Source organism: Hymenobacter sp. 5317J-9, from assembly GCF_022921075.1.
Lineage (GTDB): Bacteria > Bacteroidota > Bacteroidia > Cytophagales > Hymenobacteraceae > Hymenobacter.
This window is the reverse complement of sequence record NZ_CP095050.1, coordinates 4,755,645-4,773,273: the sequence shown is the minus strand read 5'-3', so window position 1 is coordinate 4,773,273 and position 17,629 is coordinate 4,755,645. Positions and strand designations below refer to the sequence as shown.

The 17,629-nt window shown below is 60.7% G+C and carries 17 protein-coding genes and 1 tRNA gene; 10 read left to right on the top strand and 8 right to left on the bottom strand.

The window, feature by feature from the left end:
* The first annotated feature begins 94 nt into the window (after window positions 1–94).
* Window positions 95–766, top strand: coding sequence for a hypothetical protein (locus tag MUN81_RS20080; RefSeq protein WP_245113756.1), 672 nt, complete (start codon window positions 95–97; stop codon window positions 764–766).
* Here the strand turns inward: MUN81_RS20080 and MUN81_RS20075 are convergent.
* The 6 genes from MUN81_RS20075 to MUN81_RS20050 form a co-directional block, all read right to left on the bottom strand.
* Entirely contained in the window at window positions 763–2,298 is a 1,536-nt protein-coding gene (locus MUN81_RS20075; RefSeq protein ID WP_245113755.1) for a YifB family Mg chelatase-like AAA ATPase, read from the bottom strand. The genes MUN81_RS20080 and MUN81_RS20075 overlap by 4 nt on opposite strands.
* A gap of 215 nt (window positions 2,299–2,513) precedes the next feature.
* A complete protein-coding gene (gene lpcA, locus MUN81_RS20070) occupies window positions 2,514–3,104 on the bottom strand; it encodes a D-sedoheptulose 7-phosphate isomerase (protein ID WP_245113754.1) in 591 nt (196 codons plus the stop codon).
* Between the two features lie 31 nt (window positions 3,105–3,135).
* On the bottom strand, window positions 3,136–3,642 hold the full coding sequence (locus MUN81_RS20065; protein WP_245113752.1) for a hypothetical protein: 507 nt from the start codon (window positions 3,640–3,642) through the stop codon (window positions 3,136–3,138).
* Between the two features lie 116 nt (window positions 3,643–3,758).
* A complete protein-coding gene (locus MUN81_RS20060) occupies window positions 3,759–3,980 on the bottom strand; it encodes a hypothetical protein (protein ID WP_245113750.1) in 222 nt (73 codons plus the stop codon).
* A gap of 64 nt (window positions 3,981–4,044) precedes the next feature.
* Complete coding sequence (locus tag MUN81_RS20055; RefSeq protein WP_245113749.1) at window positions 4,045–5,889, bottom strand: ABC transporter ATP-binding protein; 1,845 nt, start codon at window positions 5,887–5,889, stop codon at window positions 4,045–4,047.
* 6 nt (window positions 5,890–5,895) lie between these two features.
* Window positions 5,896–7,791 carry a capsule assembly Wzi family protein gene (locus tag MUN81_RS20050; RefSeq protein WP_245113747.1) on the bottom strand — a complete coding sequence of 632 codons (1,896 nt, stop codon included), beginning with the start codon at window positions 7,789–7,791 and terminating at the stop codon, window positions 5,896–5,898.
* A gap of 258 nt (window positions 7,792–8,049) precedes the next feature.
* Here MUN81_RS20050 and upp point away from each other — a divergent pair, with 258 nt between their 5' ends.
* A complete protein-coding gene (upp, locus tag MUN81_RS20045; protein WP_245113746.1) occupies window positions 8,050–8,766 on the top strand; it encodes a uracil phosphoribosyltransferase in 717 nt (238 codons plus the stop codon).
* A 205-nt stretch (window positions 8,767–8,971) separates the two neighbouring features.
* Window positions 8,972–9,340: a hypothetical protein gene (locus tag MUN81_RS20040; RefSeq protein ID WP_245113744.1), complete on the top strand. Its 369-nt coding sequence runs from the start codon at window positions 8,972–8,974 to the stop codon at window positions 9,338–9,340.
* Between the two features lie 149 nt (window positions 9,341–9,489).
* On the opposite strand, the gene MUN81_RS20035 is transcribed toward MUN81_RS20040, so the two are convergent.
* Window positions 9,490–10,899, bottom strand: a complete 1,410-nt coding sequence (locus MUN81_RS20035; RefSeq protein ID WP_245113742.1) for a DEAD/DEAH box helicase — start codon at window positions 10,897–10,899, stop codon at window positions 9,490–9,492.
* Between the two features lie 236 nt (window positions 10,900–11,135).
* Between MUN81_RS20035 and MUN81_RS20030 the strand changes: the two genes are divergently transcribed.
* The 3 genes from MUN81_RS20030 (at window position 11,136) to MUN81_RS20020 (ending at window position 12,576) form a co-directional block, all read left to right on the top strand.
* Window positions 11,136–11,211, top strand: a tRNA-His gene (locus MUN81_RS20030).
* A gap of 111 nt (window positions 11,212–11,322) precedes the next feature.
* Window positions 11,323–12,264, top strand: a complete 942-nt coding sequence (locus MUN81_RS20025) for a PfkB family carbohydrate kinase (RefSeq protein ID WP_245113740.1) — start codon at window positions 11,323–11,325, stop codon at window positions 12,262–12,264.
* 69 nt (window positions 12,265–12,333) lie between these two features.
* Window positions 12,334–12,576, top strand: coding sequence for a hypothetical protein (locus MUN81_RS20020; protein WP_190928460.1), 243 nt, complete (start codon window positions 12,334–12,336; stop codon window positions 12,574–12,576).
* 68 nt (window positions 12,577–12,644) lie between these two features.
* On the opposite strand, the gene MUN81_RS20015 is transcribed toward MUN81_RS20020, so the two are convergent.
* Window positions 12,645–14,378, bottom strand: a complete 1,734-nt coding sequence (locus MUN81_RS20015; RefSeq protein WP_245113738.1) for a PDZ domain-containing protein — start codon at window positions 14,376–14,378, stop codon at window positions 12,645–12,647.
* A gap of 142 nt (window positions 14,379–14,520) precedes the next feature.
* Here MUN81_RS20015 and rpmH point away from each other — a divergent pair, with 142 nt between their 5' ends.
* From rpmH to MUN81_RS19995, 4 genes are all read left to right on the top strand, one after another.
* A complete protein-coding gene (rpmH, locus tag MUN81_RS20010; protein ID WP_190928465.1) occupies window positions 14,521–14,679 on the top strand; it encodes a 50S ribosomal protein L34 in 159 nt (52 codons plus the stop codon).
* A gap of 49 nt (window positions 14,680–14,728) precedes the next feature.
* Complete coding sequence (locus MUN81_RS20005; RefSeq protein ID WP_245113736.1) at window positions 14,729–15,220, top strand: ribonuclease P protein component; 492 nt, start codon at window positions 14,729–14,731, stop codon at window positions 15,218–15,220.
* Between the two features lie 26 nt (window positions 15,221–15,246).
* Window positions 15,247–16,941, top strand: coding sequence for a S41 family peptidase (locus MUN81_RS20000; protein ID WP_245113734.1), 1,695 nt, complete (start codon window positions 15,247–15,249; stop codon window positions 16,939–16,941).
* Between the two features lie 64 nt (window positions 16,942–17,005).
* Window positions 17,006–17,626: a hypothetical protein gene (locus tag MUN81_RS19995; RefSeq protein ID WP_245113732.1), complete on the top strand. Its 621-nt coding sequence runs from the start codon at window positions 17,006–17,008 to the stop codon at window positions 17,624–17,626.
* The last annotated feature ends 3 nt before the right edge of the window (window positions 17,627–17,629 follow it).

Below are 17,629 nucleotides of genomic sequence, written 5' to 3'. Positions count from 1 at the left end.
GCTGAAGCCGACGGTTCAGGCATTTTTCCGGGGTTGTGCCGGGCCTAGCCTGCCATCTTTCGGCTGCGGTGAATCATTGACCGCGTCGAATGCCATGGAAACCTTCTTTCAGGTCAACCGCTACCTGCACATCACCGCCGGATTTATTGGCTTTTTCGTGGCGCCCGTGGCGCTGGCCGTGCGCAAGGGCGGCGCGGCCCACCGCCGTTGGGGCCGGGTGTTTTTCTGGGCCATGGCCGTGGCCGGCCTCACGGCGCTGGTGGGCGCACAGCACATCCACAGCTTGTTTTTGCTGCTCACGGCCGTGTTCAGCCTCTACATGGCCTGCTTTGGCTACCGCTCGCTCTACCTCAAGCACTTGGCCTGGGACGCCGAAGTGGCGCCCTTCGACTGGGCCGTGGCCGGCGTCGGGCTGGCCGTATTTCTGGGCACGGTGGGCTATGCCTTAGTGGCCCGCAACATTCCCGTGGGCGTGTTTGGCGCAATAGGCGCCATGACGGCGGCCCGGCAGCTGCGCGGCTACGCTAACGCCGGGCACTGGGCCAAAAACCAGTGGCTGCGCAACCATATTTCCGGCTTTCTGGCTTCCTACATCGCGGCCGTGTCGGCGTTTTCGGTCACCAGTCTGCGCTTCATTCCCTTTCCCTACAATTTCCTGTGGCCCACGCTGGTTGGCGTCCCGGTCATCATGTGGTGGCAGCGGCGCATCAGCGCGCAAAAAATGCATCTTCCAGCCGCTGCGGTCACGGCTGATACCGGGCGTTAGCCGGCCCAGCCCTCGCGGTCGAGGCTGCGGTACTGAATGGCTTCGGCCAGGTGCGGCAGCTGAATGTCGTCGGCGCCGGCCAGGTCGGCAATGGTGCGGGCCACTTTCAGAATCCGGTCGTAGGCGCGGGCGCTCAGGCCGAGGCGCTCCATGGCTGTCTTCAGCAGCGTGCGCCCCTCTTCGCTGATGGCGCACAGGTCCTTCACCATCTGCGGGGGCATCATGGCGTTGGAGTGAATGTCGGCGTATTCGCGAAAGCGGGCTTCCTGCACGGCGCGGGCCCGGTCCACGCGGGGCTGAATGTCGGCGCTGGTTTCGGCCTTGCGGGTTTCCGTCATCTGGTCGAAGGTCACGGGCGTCACCTCCACGTGCAGGTCGATGCGGTCGAGCAGCGGGCCCGAAACCTTGTTCAGGTACTTCTGCACCACGCCGGGGCCGCACACGCATTCCTTCTCGGGGTGATTGTAATATCCGCAGGGGCAGGGGTTCATGCTGGCGATGAGCATAAAATTGGCCGGAAACTCAATGCTGACCTTGGCGCGCGAAATGGTGACGCGGCGCTCCTCCAGCGGCTGGCGCATCACCTCCAGCACCGTGCGCTTGAACTCCGGCAGCTCGTCGAGAAACAGCACGCCGTTGTGGGCCAGCGAGATTTCGCCGGGCTGCGGGTTGCCGCCCCCGCCCACCAGCGCCACGTCGGAAATGGTGTGGTGCGGTGCCCGAAACGGCCGCGTGCTCAGCAGCCCGCCGCCCGCCAGCTTGCCGGCCACCGAGTGGATTTTGGTGGTTTCCAGCGCCTCCTGCATGCTCAGGGGCGGCAAGATGCTGGGCAGGCGTTTGGCCAGCATGGTTTTGCCGGCGCCGGGCGGGCCTATCATAATCACGTTGTGGCCGCCGGCTGCCGCTATTTCCAGCGCCCGCTTGATGTTTTCCTGGCCCTGCACGTCGGCGAAGTCGGCCGTGTACTTATTCACGGAATGCTGGAACAGGTCGCGCGTGTCCACCTTCTTGGGCGTGATGTCAAGCCGGCCCTCGAAGAAGTCGATGGCCTCTTGCATGCTGGCCACGGCAATGACGTCGAGGTTGTTGACAATGGCCGCTTCCTCGGCGTTTTCCTTGGGCAGAATAATGCCCTTGAAGCCTTCTTTACGGGCCTGAATGGCAATGGGCAGCACGCCCTTGATGGGCCGCAACTCGCCGTCGAGCGACATCTCGCCCATGATGATGTACTCGGGCAGCCGCTCCGTATTCAACTGCTGCGAGGCGTGCAAAATGCCCAGCGCAATGGGCAGGTCATACGCCGCGCCTTCCTTGCGGATGTCGGCCGGGGCCATGTTCACCACGGTTTTGGTGCGCGGCATGCGGTAGCCCCGAAACTTCAGCGCCGCCTCAATGCGCTGCTGGCTCTCCTTGATGGCGTTGTCGGGCAGGCCCACCACGTTGAACCCCGTGCCGGCCGAAACCACCACCTCAATGATGATGGTGTAGGCGTTCACACCCTGCACGGCCGAGCCGAAGGTTTTGGTAAGCATAAAAAGCTGGTAGAGTTAGAGCTATAGAATAAGGACAAAGGAAATCCTCCCGCAAAGCTAGAGCGGATTTCTACCTTGTTCTTCACTCTTATCTAACCCGGCCCAAAAAGCACGCTGAGCGCCGTTGCTGCCATGCTGAATGGCGCCACCCGTCAGCTTCAGCCAGCATCCGCACAGCGACCCACAACCCAAAGGCGGTACAGTCAAAGCACGAATTAGGCTAGCACCAGCTTCTCAATCAGCAGAATCAGGATGTGAATCACCTTAATGTGGATTTCTTGAATCCGGTCTGCGTACCCGAAGTGTGGCACGCGGATTTCAACGTCGCTGAGGCCGGCCAGCTGGCCGCCGTCCTTGCCGGTGAGCGAAACCACCCGCATCCCGGCTTCTTTAGCGGCTTCGGCGGCGCGCAGGATGTTGGGCGAGTTGCCGCTGGTGCTGATGGCCAGCAGCACGTCGCCGGGCCGGCCCAGAGACTGCACAAAGCGGCTGAACACGAACTCAAACCCGTAATCGTTGGCCACGCAGGTCATGTGCGAGGCTTCGGTGAGGGCGATGGCGGCCAGGGCGCGGCGGTCGTTGCGGTAGCGGCCACTGAGCTCTTCGGCAAAGTGCTGGGCATCGCAGAGGCTGCCGCCGTTGCCGCAGGTGAGGGCTTTGCCGCCGGAGCGCAGGCTAGTGGCAAACACATCGGCCGCGGCGGCAATGCGGGCCAGGTTTTCGGGCTCGGCCAGAAAGCGGTCGAGCACGGAGCGGGCCTCGCTGAGCTCGGCGTGGATGAGGTCGGTTAGGGCGGAATCGGGCACTGGGAAGGTATTCTGGTGGGCAGGCGGAAGCTTAGGCCAGCGGCGGGCGCTCGGCGGGCGGTGTGTTGGTCAGGCTGGGGTCGCTCTGCGGGAAGGTGGGCTGGGGGAGGTGGTCGGCGGTGCGGTTTTCGGTCAGGCTCGCGGTGCCGGCGGCCTGGCTTTGGGTGGGGTGCACGGTGGTGTGCTCGGTGTTCACCCGGCCGTCGATGGTGCGGGCGCTGGGCACGCCCACGGGCGGTACAGCGCGCTGCTGCTGGTCGTAGAGCTTGGCTTTCAGTTCGTTGATTTTGTTTTCGTGCTGGCTCACCGAGCGGCGCAGCAACACGCTGTCGAGGTTTTCGGTGATGAGATGCAGGGCCAGCAGGCCGGCCCCAATCAGGAACATGGTGTAGTAGAAGCTGCGCTCCTGTTCCAAGGCCGACAGGCCGTCGCCCATGCCCATCACGGAGGTGCGCACGGCGGGGGCAAGAACGAACAACACCGCCAGCAGGAGGTAAACCATCACGGCAACGGTAACAATGCGTTTGAGGGCGAGCATGGCGAAAAGCGTATAAGGTGAGAAGTGTAAGGCCCGGGCGTGGCTGGCCGGGAAGACGGCTGTGTGCGCAAAATAGCGCTTATTAAACGAGGGGCCGGTGAAATAGGCTACCGAGCCTACCGGGCAGAGTCGGCCGCGGCGGCAGAATCCACGGGCTCGGCCTGCACGCCCCGTAGCTCCTGGCCCTGGCGGCGGGCGTTGCTTACGTGGCGGGGCGTATTCGTCGTTTCATCAGCCCGCTTCTTGACGAAGCTGTACCCCAGGTTGTAACAGAGCTTGAGCACAACTATCCCGATGACGAGATAGAGGAAGAGGCGAAAAGGATTTTTGCGCAGCATGCGGGAAACCAATAAGTAAACTATAGCGCCCAGGACGCCCCCCGACAAGGGTTTGAGCCGCTGACTACACCAGGGCCGCGTTCGTCTGCATCGAGCTCAGGCGCTGGTACACGCCGCCCTCGCGCCGGATAAGCTCGTCGTGGGTGCCGCGCTCCACGATGCGGCCGTGCTGCAGCACCACAATTTCGTCGGCGTGCTGCACCGTGCTCAGGCGGTGGGCAATGACGAGCGAGGTGCGGTTTTGCATCAGCCGCTGCAGGGCCTCCTGCACCAGCTTCTCGCTTTCGGTGTCGAGGGCCGAAGTGGCTTCGTCGAGAATGAGGATGGGCGGGTTGCGCAGGATGGCGCGCGCAATGCTCAGGCGCTGCCGCTGCCCGCCCGAGAGGCGCGAGCCCCGGTCGCCAATCACCGTCTGGTAGCCCTCAGGGCTGGCCACGATGAATTCGTGGGCGTTGGCAATGCGGGCGGCCTCCATCACCTCGGCCTCGGTGGCGGCGGTGTTGAAACGGATGTTGTTGAAAATGGTGTCGTTGAACAGGATGCTTTCCTGCGTCACGATGCCCATCTGGTCGCGCACCGAATGCAGGCTGCACGCGCGCAGGTCGTGGCCGTCAACCAGAATCTGGCCCGCGCTGGGGTCGTAGAAGCGGGGCAGCAGGTCGGCCAGCGTGCTTTTGCCGCCGCCGCTGCCGCCTACCAAGGCAACGGTCTGGCCTTTTTTGATAGTCAGGTTGATGTCGTGGAGCACGGGCGTTTCGCCGTAGCTGAAGCTCAGGTGGTGGAACTCGATTTCGCGCTCGAAAGGCGGCAGCACCGCCGCGTCGGGCCGGTCGCGAATAGCTGGCTCGGTGTCGATGATGCTCAGCACCCGCTCGCCGGCCACCAGCCCGCGCTGGATGTTGCCGAAGGAGCTGGACAAGGCCTTGGCCGGCGTGAGCACCTGCGAAAACAGGATGACGTAGCCGATAAAGGTTTCGCCATCGAGCGCCGACTGCCCGCCCAGAATCAGCGTGCCGCCGAAGTACAGCAGCCCCGCCACTACGCTCACGCCCGCAAATTCCGAAAACGGCGAGGCCAGGTCCCGGGTGTTGTCGATGTTGCGCGAGGTGCGGGCGTACTGGTCGTTTTCCTCTTCAAACTTGCCCTTAATGTATTCCTGGGCATTGAAGGCCTTGATGACCCGGATGCCGCCCAACGTCTCGTCAATCACCGACAGCATGGAGCCCAGCGTTTTCTGGCTCTGCTTGGCCTGGGTGCGCAGCCGCTTGGCAATAGTGGCAATGATGCCGCCGGAAATGGGCAGCAGCACCAGCGTAAACAGCGTGAGCGGCACCGACATGTGAAACAGCACCAGGAAGTACGCCACAATGGTGAGCGGCTCCTTGATGACGGCCGTGAAGGTGTTGACCACCGACGTTTCCACCTCCTGCACATCGGCCGTGAAGCGCGACATCAGGTCGCCCTTCCGCTCGCCCGAAAAGAAGCCCAGCTGCAGGCCAATGATGCGGTGGTACAAGTCGCGCCGCAGGTTGCGGATGACGCGGGCCCGTACCTTGGCCAGCAGGCGCAGGCTGAGGTAACGAAACACGTTGCTCAGCAGCACCGATACCACCACCACGCCGCACACAAAGGCCAGCGCCCCCATCTTGCCGTGCGTCGTCAGTACATCGGCGAAGAAGTAGTTGAACGTATCCGTGACCCACTGAATGGTGGGCTTAAAATTCGGCAGGTGGTCGGGCGCGCGCATGGGCACCTTGTCGGTTTTGTCAAACAGCACGCTCAGCAGCGGAATGATGAGGGTGAAGTTGCCGATGCTGAAAAAGATGGTCAGCACCGTATACAGCAAATACTGCGGCAGGAAAGCGGCCAGCGGCCGGGCGTACTGCAGGATGCGCAAATAGGTTTTCATACCCTGTTAAAATTCGTGGAGGCGCTGGGCGATGTTCCAGCGCAGGGCCAGCGAGGCATACACTTCGTTGCCGTTCAGGTTGGGCGTGAGCGAGTAGGTCTGGTGCCGGGCAATGAGCTTGGCGTCGAGGAACAGGTTGAGGCGGGGCTGGTACGTGGCCGTGAAATCGGCGTGCAGCAGCTGGCTCTTATTGCCTTGGGCGGTTTTGTTGCCGTACTCGCTCACGCGGGTGTTGTAGGACTTGAGCACGTTGCCGCCGTAGTTGGCACCGGTCACGTCGCCATTGATGATGTCGAGGCCTTGCTCCGAGTAGAAGGCTTTGCCCACCAGCATCAGGCGGGGCAGCGGCTGGTAGCTCAGCACGCCCAGAATCTCGGCCAGGTTGGCGCCCATGGGGTGGGCGAGGGGCTGCTGGTAGTGCTGGTAACTGGTGTAAATATCCTCGTGCTGGTAAGTGTAGGGCCGCACGTAGTTGAATTCTACCTGCAGGTCGAGGTTGCGCAGGCCGGCCACGTCGATGTACTTGCCGCCCAACTGGAAGGCCTGCTTGTTGCCCCACCAGCCGTTACCGGCGCGTATTTCGCTGATTTTGAACTCGTCGAGCACCAGTTGGCCATACAGCTGCGCCGTGTGCAGGATATTCCATTTGAAATCAAGGCCCAAAATGGCGTTATCAGCCGAGCCCACCTGCTGCTCAATGGCCCGGTAGAAGATGACCGGGTTCAGGTATTGGGCCTCGAAGCGGTGCCGGGGCCGCAGCACCAACTGCGGTGCTCCTCCCTGGCGAGTGTAAAGCGAATCAACCCCGTCGCTGCCGAAAATGGTGCTTTCAAACACCCCAATGTTGAAATTTGGCGTCACATCGAAGCTGAGGTGATGCAGCGCCATGTACTTCTTCGGGTACACCTGGTCGCTGGATTCCTTCTGCGCCGTCATCTCGGCAAACAGGTTCTGGTAGTTGAATTTCCAAACCCGCGTGTTGATTTTCAGGAAGAAATACGGCGTGCTGTAGTCCGAGAGAATGAGCGAGCGGTAGCCGTTGCCGATGAAGTTGCGGTCGTGCGCCAGCTGCAGGTTGATGTGCTTGCCGGCCGCGTAAGTAATGCCGCCCCGCGCCGTGAAGAAGTCGTACTGGTCGGGCTTGTTCTTATAGTACTTCCAGAAGCCCTCGTGCGGCACAATCTGGTCGCGCTGAATGCGCGTTTGCACGTAGCCCGGCACGGCCTCCTGGTTATCAGTTAGAAAGGTGTAGAAGCCCAGTTTCTGGTCAATGGTGCCTTCTATCTGCACGCCGCGCGTGTTCACGTAGCGCAGGCCGCTCAACTCGCTGTCTTTGCCGCCTTCGAGTAGCAGCACCGGGTTCACGCGCAGCGTGAAGTCCTTGGTTTCGACGTGGTAGAAGTCGGTCTGGTCGCGGTAGAAGTAGGTGAGGAAGGGCTTTGCGCTCTGGTTGATGGCCGCGCCGCGGGCGCTGTTGGCCCAGTTGTCTTTCAGCAGGTATTGGGCGTTGAAGCGGTCGGCCCGCGAAAGGCTGCCGCCCGAGCGCGTCACGCTGTCCGGCGACAGCATACGCTCGCCCAGCCGGGCCACCGCGGCACGCGTGTAGGGCCGCACGCTGGTGTGCGGGTCGTTCAGCGAGTCGGGCCCGAACTTGATGGCGTACCGGTCAATCAGCCGGTAGGTGTTCACGTCGAGGGGCACGTAGTTGGCGCCCTGGGTGGTTTTGCTGGCCTTCGCCGGCGGGGTATCGGTGGGCGGCACGGGCTGGTCGAACACCAGCCACGGCGATTTGGCTTCCGGGGTGGAGGCGGGCGTCGGCGCCGGCGGAGTGGGGTCGGTTTGGGCCGCCACGGGGCCCGCCAATAGCGCCAATCCGGCGCACAGCAGCAGAGATTTGTGCATAAATAGAGATAGGACGCCTGATAAGCGGAACGGCGGGGCCACACACTGGCCACTGGCGGTAATTTCTTAACAAACCTACGCAGCAAGGCGTTGGCAAGGGCGAAAGGACCCGCGGAGCGGGCCGGCTGCTGCCACCCGGGCCGTGCTCGTCCGTAAGACGAATTAAGGGGGCGTTTCTTGCCCGCCGCCGCTTTTTGTGCCAACTTCGGGGCCCGGCCGGGCTCTGTCTCCCAGCGTCATCCCCCAATTCTTCCTCGCATGGCCACACCCCCGCTTTTCACTCCCGCCAACCCCTCGGTGCCGCAGCGCACCGAGGCCGCCGAGGCTCAGGCCAACATTCACGTGGTGTGCGCCGAGCCCAGCATCGCCAACCACTTCCTGGCCGAGCTGCGCGACAAAGACGTGCAGAAAGACAGCCTGCGCTTCCGCCGCAACTTGCAGCGCCTGGGCGAAATTATTGCCTACCGCATCAGCGCCCACCTCAGCTACACCGAGCAAGTCATTCAGACGCCGCTAGCCGAAACCCGCGGCAAACTGCTGCACGACTTTCCCATCCTGGCCACGGTGCTGCGCGCCGGCCTGCCGTTTCACCAGGGCTTTCTGAATTATTTCGACCAGTCGCCCAGCGCCTTCGTGGCCGCCTACCGCATCGAGGGCACAGCCCAGGTGCAGGTGCAGGTCGACTACCTCTCGGCCCCCAGTCTCGACGAGCGGGTGCTGATTTTGGCCGACCCCATGCTGGCCACCGGCAAAAGCCTCGTGCAAACCTACCGGGCCATGCTGCGCTTCGGCACGCCGCGTCAGGTGCACATCGCTGCCGTTATTGCCTCGCCCGAAGGCTTGGCCTACGTGGCCCGCGAAATACCCGAAGCCAACCTCTGGGTGGCCGCCATCGACGAAAAGCTCAACGAGCAGGCCTACATCGTGCCCGGCCTCGGCGACGCCGGCGACCTCAGCTACGGCAGCAAGCTGTAGGCATCGCCAGGGTTTAAAATCCTTCACGTGCTTTTGAACCCTGGCTCCTCGAAATGGGTATCTTTGCCACGCGCCCACCCCGCGTTTGTTGCCCCTTCCACCGCCTGCCTTCCGTCGTCCCGTGCTTCATCCCGCCGTTAAATGCGCGTCCGTGTTCTTGTTGAGCACGGTCAAGTTTTTGGGCGGCCCGTTGGCCGGCACTTCCATGGGGTTGCACTTCTGGCCCACGCTGGCCCTCACCGTGGCCGGCATGATGACCAGCGTGTTCGTCTTCTCGGGCGTGGGCCGCGCCTGGATGCAGCACCGCCAGAAGCAGCGCCGCCTGCGCCGCGAGCCCATTTTTACCAAACGCTCGCGCAACATCATCAAGGTTTTCCGCAAGTTTGGGATGGGCGGTATTGCCTTCCTCACGCCCATTCTGCTCTCGCCCATCGGCGGCACGGTCATCGCCACGCTGCTGGGCGTGCCGCGGCAGCGCATCCTGCTCCACATGTTTCTAAGCGCGGTGTTCTGGGGCTCGGCCCTCACCTTCGCCAGCATGCACTTCGGGCACCTGTTCCACCACGGCAGGTAGCTGGCTGAATTGACAATTGAGAAAGAAAGAACGTCATGCTGAGCGCCGCCGAAGCATCTCTACTGCGCGACTAATTTGATTTAGTGCTGCAGTAGAGATGCTTCGGCGGCGCTCAGCATGACGTTCTGATTTTTGTTAACTCGACTCCTCTACCGCCCGCGCCGCTTCAGCGCCTTCACGCCGGGGTTCGAGCCGCCTTTCTTGCCCACAAAGGCTTTGGCGCCCTTGCGGCTCTTTTTCTGGCCTTCCACGAAGGGCTTGCCCGTGCGCTTGTCGATGGTCACGCCCGGCTTAATCCATTCCTTGCGCTCGTGGAAAGCGCCCTTGAATTCGGGGTCCAGCTTTTTGCGGCGGTCGTCGAGTTCGCGGCCCATCTTCTGCTTTTCCTCAAAAGGCGTTTCCTCCACTTTCACTTCTTCGGGCAGGGGCAGCAGCTCAATCTGCTGGTTGATGAGTTGTTCAATCTCGCCGATGTGCACCATTTCGGCCTCGTTGGCGAAGGTGATGGCCGCCCCGATGTGCTGGGCCCGGCCCGTGCGCCCGATGCGGTGCACGTAGTCGTCGTGCACGATGGGCACGTCGAAGTTGATAACGTGCGTCACCTGCGGCACGTCGATGCCGCGGGCGGCCACGTCGGTGGCCACCATGTAGCGCACCTCGCCGGCCCGAAATGAGTCCATGCTGTTGATGCGGGCGTTCTGGCCCTTGTTGCCGTGAATGACGCGCACCTCACCCACCGGAGCCTTGCGCTCCAGGAAGTGAGCCACCTGGTCGGCGTGCTCCTTGGTGCGGCAGAAGAGCAGCACCCGCGTCATGGTATCGGCGTCGCGGTGCAGCAGGAAGTGGAGCAGGTTGATTTTGGTGAGCAGGTTGGGCGCCTCATACAGCACCTGGCTCACCGTGGAAGCCGTCTTGGCCGGCGGGCTCACCTCCACCCGCACCGGAAATTCCAGGAATTCTTCGCTCAGCGCGGTCACGCGCTCCGGCATGGTGGCCGAGAATAGCGCGTTCTGCCGCTTGCGCGGAATAATTTCCAGAATGCGCCGAATCTGGGGCATGAAGCCCATGTCCATCATCTTGTCGGCCTCGTCCATCACGAAGGTCTTCAGGTCGGTGAGGCGCACGGCGCCTTTCAGGTAGATTTCCAGCAGCCGGCCTGGCGTGGCCACCAGCACATCGAGGCCCTGGGCAATGGTTTCAATCTGCGTTTTGGGCCCCAAGCCGCCGTAAATGGCGAAAATGCGCAGGTCGGTATTCACCGCCAGCGCTTTCAGGTGGGTCTCAATCTGCATGGCCAGCTCGCGCGTGGGCGCTAGCACCAGTGCCCGCGGGTTCGTGCCCTGGGCATATTTCACCTTCATCAGCAGCGGCAGGCCGAAGGCGGCCGTTTTGCCGGTGCCGGTTTGGGCAATGCCCAGCACGTCGTGCCCGGCTAGTAGCAGCGGAATGGTTTGCTGCTGCACCGGCGTGGGCTCCGTAAAGCCGGCGTCGGCCACGGCGGTGAGCAGTTGTTTATTGAGCTTGAAATCGTTGAACGACGGGACAGTAGTGGGTTCCATCCGGCAAAGGTCGGCATTTTTTATGCGGCCTTTCTTCTCCCGAAACAAAAGGCAGTCATGCCGAGCGCAGCGAAGCATCTTGCTCGCTACTACTAATTCAATCGTTGCCACTTTATGTTTAGTGACTGCGGGCAAGATGCTTCGCGGCGCTGTGCATGACGTTCTACACAACCCGTCCGAACTTTTTTTGCCGATTCCCGCTTCTTTTTCTATCTTTGCCCTACCAAAACAAACACGGTAGATATAGCTCAGCTGGTTAGAGCGTCGGATTGTGATTCCGAAGGTCGTGGGTTCGAGCCCCATTATTTACCCACCAAAAATGAGTCCCCGGAGAATTATCCGGGGACTTTTTTGTTGCTTGCTTTAACACCGTTTTAATGCGGAGCTAATTTCGACCGTTTTTACTCACCACATTTTTCATCCATGAGTCTTCTCGTCATCGGCAGCGTTGCGTTCGACGCCATCGAAACGCCCTTCGGCAAAACCGATAAAATCATCGGCGGTGCCGCTACTTACATCAGCCTGTCGGCATCCTATTCGCTGAAAGCGGTGAAGCTGGTGGCCGTGGTGGGCGAGGACTTTCCGCAGTCCGACATCCTGCTGCTGGAAGAGCACGGCGTCGACACCGAAGGCCTGCAGGTGAAGCAGGGCGAGAAGTCGTTCTTCTGGTCGGGCAAGTACTCCAAGGACCTGAACTCGCGCGAAACCCTCGTGACCGAGCTCAACGTGCTGGCCGATTTCGACCCCATCATCCCGGATTCTTACCAGGATTGCAAATACCTCATGCTGGGCAACCTGGCCCCGCAGGTGCAGCGCCTCGTCATTCAGCGCCTCGTGAACCGGCCCAAGCTGATTGTGATGGACACGATGAACTTTTGGATGGACATTGCCCTCGAGGAGCTCATCGCCACCATCGAAATGGTGGACGTGCTCAGCATCAACGACGAGGAAGCCCGTCAGCTTTCCGGCGAGTATTCGCTGGTGAAGGCTGCCAAGAAAATCCTGGCCATGGGCCCCAAGTTCCTCATCATCAAGAAGGGCGAGCACGGCGCGCTGCTTTTCCACAAAAACAAGGTGTTCTACGCCCCGGCCCTGCCGCTGGAAGAAGTGTTTGACCCCACCGGCGCCGGCGACACGTTTGCGGGCGGCTTCATTGGCCACCTGGCGGCCACCGACGACATCAGCTTCGAAAACATGAAGCGCGCCGTGATTCACGGTTCGGCCATGGCCTCGTTCTGCGTCGAGAAGTTTGGCTCGGAGCGCCTGCTCAACCTCACCGACGAGGAGGTGGAAGCCCGCGAAGCCCAGTTTGGCGAACTGGTGAAGGTGGTGCCGGCCACGGCCGTGGCCAACGTGCCGGCGTAGGTTATCGGAGGCAACTTTTTGGCGGCGGAGGGGTACAACTACTCATCTTCCACTCAACCACCTTCCGCCATGGGACACGCCAAGAAAGACACCGACTTGCAGAATGAGAAAACGTCTGTGAACCCGGCCGCCAATACCAAAAAGAAAAGCACCCAAGTGCAGAGCCCGAACACGATGGACGTTTCCGCGCACGGCAACACCACCGACGGCAACAGCGCCGGCCATGGCGTCGACAACATCCGCAGCAACCCGCAGGGCAACCGCCCCATGTCGGTTGGCGGCGGCAAAGGCCCCGGCAAACAGGGCAATTAGCAGCTGCTACATCTATAAAAAAGGCCCCGTCGGACTCGTCCGGCGGGGCCTTTTTATTTACCAATAACCTAAAACTCCCAGCCCAGCCACTGCTGATACCCCCGCTGCTGGGCGGCGTCGGTCGTGTCGAGCTTGTCGATGGCGTAGCGCTGGCCGAAGCTGACGCCGGGCGTGGCGGCCAGCCGCACGGTCAGCAAACGGTTTTGGCGAAACACGCTCACCTCAAAGTCTGCCGCGCCGCTGCTGAGCAGCGACTGCAGGTTCATGTCGACGCGCCGGCCGTTGATGGCCACTATCTCGTCGTCGACGGTCAGGGCCGCGGCGGCCGGCGAGCCGGGCCAGATGGCCGTGACTTCGGTGCGCTCGTTCTTCACCACCGTCCGAAACCCGAACAGCCCTTCCGAGGCCGAGGCGTTTTCGCCCACCAGCAGTTGGCAGCCCACGGTGTGCAGCACCCGGTCGAGCGTTTCCTGCAGCGGCGCCGTGCCGTAGATGAATTTGTCGAAATACGCATGCATGTCGCGCCCGGCCACTTCGTTTACAACGCGCACGTAGTCGTCCTCGGTGTAGCCGATGCCGGTTTTGCCGAACTCCTCGTACAGGCGCCGCATCACATCATCGAGGCTGCGGGCGTGGCCCGACAGCTGGCGCAGGGTCAAATCCAGAATCAGCGCGGCCAGCGCGCCCTTGTGGTACACCGATACCTTGCGGTCGGGCACGCCGTTTTTGTAACCGTCCAGCCACAGGTCCATGCTGGCGTCGGCCAGGGAGAGATTGTCGCCGCCGGCATCGTCGTAGTGTTTGCGCAGCACGGTGTTCAGCTCCTCAAAATACTGCGCCGGTGTGCGCACGTGGCTGCGGGCCAGCAGGTACTCGCCGTAATACGTAGTGATGCCCTCGGCGATGAAGCAGGTGCGGAAGTAATTCTCGCGGCTATAGTCGTAGGGCTGCATCTCAGCGGGCCGAATGCTCTTGATGTTCCAGGTGTGGAACAGTTCGTGGCAGCTCACGCCCAGCAACTCCTTGTACAAGCCCTCGCTCATAATCAGCTCGGCCGGTCCCAGCGTAATCACCGTGGAGTTGTTGTGCTCCACGCCGTGGTAGTGCTTGTAAGGTAGAAACTGGTTCAGAAAGTGGTAGTCGGGCACCGGAAAACCCCCAAACAACTCCAACTGCACCTCCGAAAATGCTTTGAAATCGTGTAGCAGCTGCGGCCAGTTCACATCGGCCTCGCCCTGTACCCACACATGAAAGAGCAGCCCGCCGGCTTCGTACTCGTGGTGCGCCAGCGTAGGGCTGGCAATCAGCGGCGAATCGGCGAGCTGGTCAAAATTCTGCGCCGAAAGCACATTGGGAGCGGTTTGAAGCAGGCCGCAGGCTATTTCCCAGTCATCGGGCAGCATCAGGGTCAGGTCGCACGCCTCCTGCTGCCGGCCCTCGGCGTACATCAGTGCCTGCACGGGGTTGAGGTAGAGTTGCGACTCATCGAGCCAGGAGCCGCCGGCGTCCATCTGGTGGGCGTAGAAATTGTAGCGCACCTGCACCGTGCGGCCGGCGGCGTTCGCCACTTCCCACCGGTCTTTGGTGAGCTTGCGGTAGGGGAGGGGCTGGCTGGAGCCAGCGTCGAAAACCTCCACTCTCTGAATTTTCTGGGCGAAGTTCTGCAGTTCGTAGCGGCCCGGACGCCAAGCCGGCAGCTGCAGCTCCAGGGGCGCGGCGGCATCGGCCGCTACTTCCAGCGTGAGTTCAATCTGGAGGTAAAAGGTGAGCGGGTTCTCGTAGGAAACGCGGTAGTGAATCATCGCCAAAACGGGTTAGAACGGCCTAAAGCTACGGCTCGCCAACGTGCCCTTCGTAAAAGTAGCTGAGGCCCTTGTCTTTTCCAGTTGAAGCCCGTACCTTTGCCGGCCCAACTCGAAACTCGTCTTTTTAAGATTCCTTGATATGAAACGTACCTTCCAACCTTCGAAGCGCAAGCGCGTCAACAAGCACGGCTTCCGCAGCCGCATGGAAACTGCCAACGGCCGTAACGTACTGGCCCGTCGTCGCGCCAAAGGCCGCAAGCGCCTCACCGTATCCGACGAAGGCAAGCACAAGCGCTAGGAATTAAGCTGTTAGCCACTAGCTAATAGCTGTTAGCTAACCGCTGAAAATGCAAGACCCACAATCACCTGGCACCCCTTCTCTTCCGGAGAAGGGGCCGGGGGATGAGGCTACCGGTACCGCGCCGCCCCCGCGCCGCCATACCTTTCCGAAAGAGGAACACCTGTGCCGCAAGAAGCTCATCGAAGAGCTTTTTGGGAAGCAGAGTTCCTCTTTTGGCGTTTATCCCCTGCGCTTCGTCTACACCAAAACCGAGGTAGCCACCACGGCTCCGCCGCAGGTGCTCATCAGCGTGAGCAAGCGCACCTTCAAACGGGCCGTCGACCGCAACCGCCTCAAGCGGCTCATTCGGGAGGCGTATCGGCTCAATAAATATCGGCTTACGGAGCAACCAGGCGGGCACCAAGTCGCTCTGCTAGGTATTATCTTCACGGGGAAGGAAAAAAGTCCACTGGTCCTGGTGGAAAAAAAATTAATTTCCGGTATTCTTCGTTTGGTGGGCACGACGGTTGAGGCATCCGCCCCGCCGCCGGCTCCGTAGATTCGCTTAGCCGCTACCTGTTCCGTATGACTATCCGCAAAAAGCTACTCGCTGCCCTGGCCTTGAGCACCCTGGGGCTGGCTTCCTTCCGAGCCGGCTCCGATAACGAGCGGTACTTCGAGATTGCCAAGAATCTGGACATTTTCGCTACGCTCTTTAAGGAAGTCAACACTTATTACGTCGACGAGATTACGCCCGCCAAGCTGGTGAAAACCGGCATCGACGCCATGCTGCGCTCGCTCGACCCCTACACCAACTACATTCCGGAAGACGACATCGAGGATTTTCGGACCATGACCACCGGGCAGTACGGCGGCATCGGGGCCTCGGTGGTGAAGCGCAACGGCAAAACCGTGGTGCAAAGCGCCTACGAAGGCTACCCGGCCCAGAAAGCCGGCCTGCTCCCCGGCGATGAAATCCTCGACATCAACGGCGTGGTGGTGGATAAAAAGTCGAACGCCGACATCAGCAAGCTCCTCAAGGGCCAGGCCAATTCGATGGTGAAGCTGATGGTAACGCGCTACGGCCAAGACAAGCCCATCGAAATCGACATCACCCGCGATAAAATTCAGGTCGACAACGTGCCCTACACCGGCATGATTTCCGGCGATGTGGGCTACTTCCAGCTGGGCGGTTTCACGGTGGATGCTGGCAAAGAAGTGCGCAACGCCGTGACCAAGCTTAAGGAGCAGGGCGCGAAGAAAATTGTGTTCGACATCCGCGACAACCCCGGCGGCCTGCTGAACGAGGCGGTGAATATCTCCAACCTCTTCATCGACAAAGGCCTCGACGTGGTGAGCACCAAGGGCAAGGTGACGGAGTGGAACAAAACCTACAAAGCCCTCGACCAGCCGCTCGATACCCAGATTCCGATTGCCATCATCACGAGCAATCGCTCGGCGTCGGCCTCAGAAATCGTGTCGGGGGTGTTGCAGGACTACGACCGCGCCGTGCTGGTGGGCGAGCGCACCTTCGGCAAGGGCTTGGTGCAGGCCACCCGGCCGCTGAGCTACAACTCGCAGCTGAAGGTGACGACCGCCAAATACTACATCCCGAGTGGCCGCTGCATTCAGGAAATCGACTATGCGCACCGTGCCGACGATGGCACGCTGGGCAAATTCCCCGATTCACTGCGCACGGCCTTCAAAACCACCGCCGGCCGCACCGTGTACGACGGCGGCGGTGTGGCCCCCGACATTGAGGTGCAGGACCGCGAAATCGCCGACATCACCCGCATCCTGCTCCAGAAAAGCTACCTTTTCGACTACGCCACCCGCTACCGCGCCGAGCACGCCAGCATTCCGGCCGCCCGCGCCTTCAAGCTCACCGATGCGGAGTACCAGAAATTCGTGGCTTTCCTGCAAGGCAAGAACATCAGCTACAGCACCGACGCCGAAAAGGCCCTCACCGACCTCAGCAAAAAGGTGAAAGAGGAAAAGCATTACGACGACGTGAAGCTGGAGCTTGAAGCCGTCCGCAAAAAAATCACCGTGAACAAGGCCAACGACCTGCAGCGTTTCAAGCCCGAAATCAAGGAGCTGTTGGAGCAGGAAATCGTGTCGCGCTATTACTTCGAGAAGGGCCGTACAGAAGCCGGCTTCGACGACGACCCCAACATCATCGCCGCTGTCGCCGTCCTGAACGACCCGAACCGCTACGCCGCCCTGCTCAAGCCCACGGGCCAGGCCGCCAGCGCCCGCAAGTCGGCCGGGACGAAGTAATTTTGAGTTGCGTTAGAATTGGAAAAGCAGGCGCTGGGAGGTGCCTGCTTTTTTATTGAGTATCATGAGCGAAGGAAAAATGTCAATTGAAGAGCTCGTCAAGCAGCCAAGTATTCTAGTGTCTGTTGTTGATTCACCAACAGAGTTAGAAAGTGTGAGCAACTCCAGCAAGTTGCAATCAGAAATTGCGCGACGGCTGGATGCTTTAGCAACTGAGGCTTCGAGAAGTAGAGCGGCTTTTATTCGAAATCAGGATGCAGAAAACTTTAACACCAACCGGGAAGCTTGGGGAATACCCAGCTTCTCAGAAAAGCTAGTTGAGATTGACGATTTTAAGAATGGCTTTTTGTGGCGATTTCGAGCACACAGTACTTCTTGGGGCGACAACCAGCATGCCGATGAATGGTTCTACACTTCACTGGAAGCCAGAAGTGTCACGCGATATGAGTTTTGGGATTGTGATGAGGGACCGGAAAAAGCTGACATCATTTTCACGGGCACTTACAAAGCCATTTTGCAGCAGCTTTTGGCTGACCATATCCAGGAGGTGTTAATTAGCCCTGTATTTTCCGCGGAGGAACTGACGGAATACATTGACCATTTCTCTGAGGATGAAGAAGACTATTTATTGGAGGATGTGATAGAGGATTACATCAGCCGTAATCCTAACTACGTAGCCAGCTAGCTT

Coding starts and splice junctions, on each gene's coding strand:
- MUN81_RS19995 (WP_245113732.1), top strand. CDS start 17,006: ATGAGCGAAGGAAAAATGTCAATTGAAGAGCTCGTCAAGCAGCCAAGT.
- MUN81_RS20025 (WP_245113740.1), top strand. CDS start 11,323: ATGAGTCTTCTCGTCATCGGCAGCGTTGCGTTCGACGCCATCGAAACG.
- MUN81_RS20075 (WP_245113755.1), bottom strand. CDS start 2,298: ATGCTTACCAAAACCTTCGGCTCGGCCGTGCAGGGTGTGAACGCCTAC.
- MUN81_RS20050 (WP_245113747.1), bottom strand. CDS start 7,791: ATGCACAAATCTCTGCTGCTGTGCGCCGGATTGGCGCTATTGGCGGGC.
- MUN81_RS20020 (WP_190928460.1), top strand. CDS start 12,334: ATGGGACACGCCAAGAAAGACACCGACTTGCAGAATGAGAAAACGTCT.
- MUN81_RS20000 (WP_245113734.1), top strand. CDS start 15,247: ATGACTATCCGCAAAAAGCTACTCGCTGCCCTGGCCTTGAGCACCCTG.
- MUN81_RS20040 (WP_245113744.1), top strand. CDS start 8,972: ATGGGGTTGCACTTCTGGCCCACGCTGGCCCTCACCGTGGCCGGCATG.
- MUN81_RS20015 (WP_245113738.1), bottom strand. CDS start 14,378: ATGATTCACTACCGCGTTTCCTACGAGAACCCGCTCACCTTTTACCTC.
- rpmH (WP_190928465.1), top strand. CDS start 14,521: ATGAAACGTACCTTCCAACCTTCGAAGCGCAAGCGCGTCAACAAGCAC.
- MUN81_RS20055 (WP_245113749.1), bottom strand. CDS start 5,889: ATGAAAACCTATTTGCGCATCCTGCAGTACGCCCGGCCGCTGGCCGCT.
- MUN81_RS20035 (WP_245113742.1), bottom strand. CDS start 10,899: ATGGAACCCACTACTGTCCCGTCGTTCAACGATTTCAAGCTCAATAAA.
- MUN81_RS20060 (WP_245113750.1), bottom strand. CDS start 3,980: ATGCTGCGCAAAAATCCTTTTCGCCTCTTCCTCTATCTCGTCATCGGG.
- upp (WP_245113746.1), top strand. CDS start 8,050: ATGGCCACACCCCCGCTTTTCACTCCCGCCAACCCCTCGGTGCCGCAG.
- MUN81_RS20065 (WP_245113752.1), bottom strand. CDS start 3,642: ATGCTCGCCCTCAAACGCATTGTTACCGTTGCCGTGATGGTTTACCTC.
- MUN81_RS20080 (WP_245113756.1), top strand. CDS start 95: ATGGAAACCTTCTTTCAGGTCAACCGCTACCTGCACATCACCGCCGGA.
- MUN81_RS20005 (WP_245113736.1), top strand. CDS start 14,729: ATGCAAGACCCACAATCACCTGGCACCCCTTCTCTTCCGGAGAAGGGG.